The following is a 2,472-nucleotide window of genomic DNA, read 5'->3' on the forward strand; positions in this document are numbered from 1 at the left end:
ATATCTTTGCCTATATCGAGGGCTTCTACAATCGGACTCGTCGTCACTCCGCCATCGGCTTTATCAGCCCGATCGAGATGGAGCTAAAAGCAGCTTAACCCTGTCCATTTTTTCGGGGGAAGATCAGGATGAGGAACGAAAATGTAGAAGAGCAGAAGTTTGAAGACTGTAGCTTTGACTTGATGGTCACACAGGACGTATTCGAACATATATTCCATCCTGATAAGGCGATTAAGGAAATTACTCGGACGCTCCGCCCTGGGGGCGCCCACGTCATGACCACACCGATCACGCAGAAAGCCAAGCCTAGCCGGAGGAGGGCATCATTGGTTGACGGCAATATCAGCACCGTCACCCTGCACAATATCGCCGCAATCCCGTACGCACCGACGGCTCAGTTGTGACGATCTACTGGGGATATGATAAGACGAAGCGTTTCGAGCCGTCGGATGAGAATTGGTAGCCAGTTGGTACCATGCCCGACAGAATGTATCGCTGCCGCGCACCCTTCATAGACGCGGAAACTTGCCAGGCAAGTGCATTAAACACATTACGCATGTTCCTCCAGCGGCAGTCGCGGTGGTACTTTCCCAAGACGGACTAACCAATTGGTCACGGACCTCCTTGAGACCGCTCCGCAGAATAATGTCGGCACGTGCATCGGATCGCCAGCAGCCCCGGGTGCGAATGGAGTTGGTTCGGATGCCAACCAATCCTAGTAGCTGCGTCGCGAATCTCCTCAGGATACAATCCAGCGCGGATTAGGGGCCCGCTGCGCGGGGTGGGAAAATGATCGATAGACGCGTGCTTTGCTTTTGTCTCGGTCTCTGTATCGGCCTTAGTGTATGGTTGATTTTGCCGGGCGGGCTGGCCGGTAAGAGCGATGACGTCCGCACGGATGACAATGCCCTTATCGACAAGGTCAAATCAACCTGGCGAGCGCAGGATGGTGAGACAGCGGAGCAAATCTTCACCAAGGTCTCAAAGGTAGCACACTTCATCTCCAGGGGATGGGCGGTTGGTCGAAAGACCGACTCGGGCGAGCCAGTGATCTTTTCGTGGGCCAAACACCGGGCCGATAGAACAAACGAAGAATATACGGTCACCTGGGAGGTGGCGCCCGATGGCACAATGAAATTGTGGCGCCGTATGCAAAGCCAATGGAACTAGGCTGGCAGGCGTTCGCACTCTCGCTCATTGCTGACGAAGTGACAAACGACGAAAGCGGCGTGAACCGTCGCTTTCTGCATAATCCCGCTAACTTCAACTTCGTAACCTCGGCGCAGGGTAAGTTGGGCGATCTTCTGCGGCGTGGCCGCTGCACTATCGGTGAGCCGGTTGGAGTGCACTACTCGCCGAAGATAGATGAGCAGCAAACCGCGAAAGGCGACCTGTGGCGCGTCGAGCTTTCGGTCGACTGCAATGTTCCCGGGCCTAGTTATTTCACCCGCGACGGAGTCATCATTTTCGAGAAGCGCGAGGGGCAAGATTGGGAGCCACAATCGTTCTTTGCCAAGCTTATCACCACGTATGCACCTCAGGAAGCGCTCGAGGCAGACCGGAAGGTGTTGCTAAAATGACGTTCGCTTGCGCCGTCGATACGTCGAGTGCCGACGACGATGCAGTCGCAGCATCGCTGCTCAATGTAGCTCAGAGGAGACTACTTGCGCAAGCAGCCAAGACGACGCGTGTGGGCCCTAAAATAGTGGAGTCCGTTATCTGGCGTAATTTCACCCCGATCGCGAGGTGCAGGTCAATACCGTGTGGGCCAAGGATCCAGCATCTGCGCAGGGCGAGGACCCGCGAAAGGCGCGCCTATGCGCGGCATGGGGCGTTACTTATCTCGTGCGGAAGAGCGTGGCTCTCTGGGCGGCGCGCATGGTGACGTCCCTGAAGGTCCGCGGCGTCAGGGAGCATTCGAGGCACATCTGGCAGGAGGAGCCGCATGCCGGACCGTGGTCCGGCTGGGCCTCGCTCGGCGGCGCTATTACCAGCGATCCGGCCGTGGTCGACAATTCCGATGGCCGTCTCGAAGTGTTCGCCCGTGGCACCGACAATGCGCTGTGGCACATCTCGGACAAGCCGCACTCCGGACCGTGGTCAGGCTGGGCATCCCTGGGCGGCGTTCTCCTGAGCGATCCACTCGCGGCGTGATACGGACTGCACAAGAGACCGGCCGTCTCACAAGGCGGCCGGCGCCTAACTAACCAATCATTATGCTACTACGTCGTCACGCAACGTCGCGCGCTAATTCCGGCTTTTGGAGTCGTCCGTGAAGAATGCGGAAGGGCCTGAGAAACAATCAGAAGCGGTGACCTTGCCCCACGGGCTTAATCCAGCTTGATGTTCGTTCTGGCCCACAACAAGGACCAGAGCATGAAGCGCAGCCGCTTTTCGGAAGAGCAGATCATCGGGATTTTGAAGGAGCATGAGGCCGGGGTTTCGGTTGCCGATCTGTGCCGCAAGCATGGC

At 57.2% G+C, this 2,472-nt stretch carries 5 protein-coding genes; all 5 read left to right on the plus strand.

Annotated elements, in window-relative coordinates; all coding sequences use genetic code 11:
* Positions 1–128: 128 nt before the first annotated feature.
* A complete protein-coding gene (locus AC0QUY_RS42400; protein ID WP_475391709.1) occupies positions 129–404 on the plus strand; it encodes a class I SAM-dependent methyltransferase in 276 nt (91 codons plus the stop codon).
* 385 nt (positions 405–789) lie between these two features.
* Entirely contained in the window at positions 790–1,170 is a 381-nt protein-coding gene (locus AC0QUY_RS42405) for a hypothetical protein (protein ID WP_474417226.1), read from the plus strand.
* The gene (locus AC0QUY_RS42410; RefSeq protein ID WP_474417224.1) at positions 1,161–1,580 is read left to right on the plus strand and encodes a hypothetical protein; all 420 of its coding nucleotides are present in this window, start codon (positions 1,161–1,163) and stop codon (positions 1,578–1,580) included. The genes AC0QUY_RS42405 and AC0QUY_RS42410 overlap by 10 nt, the downstream gene beginning before the upstream one ends.
* Before the next feature lie 166 nt (positions 1,581–1,746).
* On the plus strand, positions 1,747–2,154 hold the full coding sequence (locus AC0QUY_RS42415; protein ID WP_474417223.1) for a DUF8189 domain-containing protein: 408 nt from the start codon (positions 1,747–1,749) through the stop codon (positions 2,152–2,154).
* A gap of 222 nt (positions 2,155–2,376) precedes the next feature.
* A partial coding sequence (locus AC0QUY_RS42420) for a transposase (RefSeq protein WP_474417229.1) occupies positions 2,377–2,472 on the plus strand: 96 nt, incomplete at its 3' end.

This window comes from Bradyrhizobium sp. WYCCWR15520, from assembly GCF_056174665.1.

Excerpts from the sequence above, each read along its gene's own strand:
- AC0QUY_RS42400 (WP_475391709.1), top strand. The coding sequence starts at position 129 with ATGAGGAACGAAAATGTAGAAGAGCAGAAGTTTGAAGACTGTAGCTTT.
- AC0QUY_RS42405 (WP_474417226.1), top strand. The coding sequence starts at position 790 with ATGATCGATAGACGCGTGCTTTGCTTTTGTCTCGGTCTCTGTATCGGC.
- AC0QUY_RS42410 (WP_474417224.1), top strand. The coding sequence starts at position 1,161 with ATGGAACTAGGCTGGCAGGCGTTCGCACTCTCGCTCATTGCTGACGAA.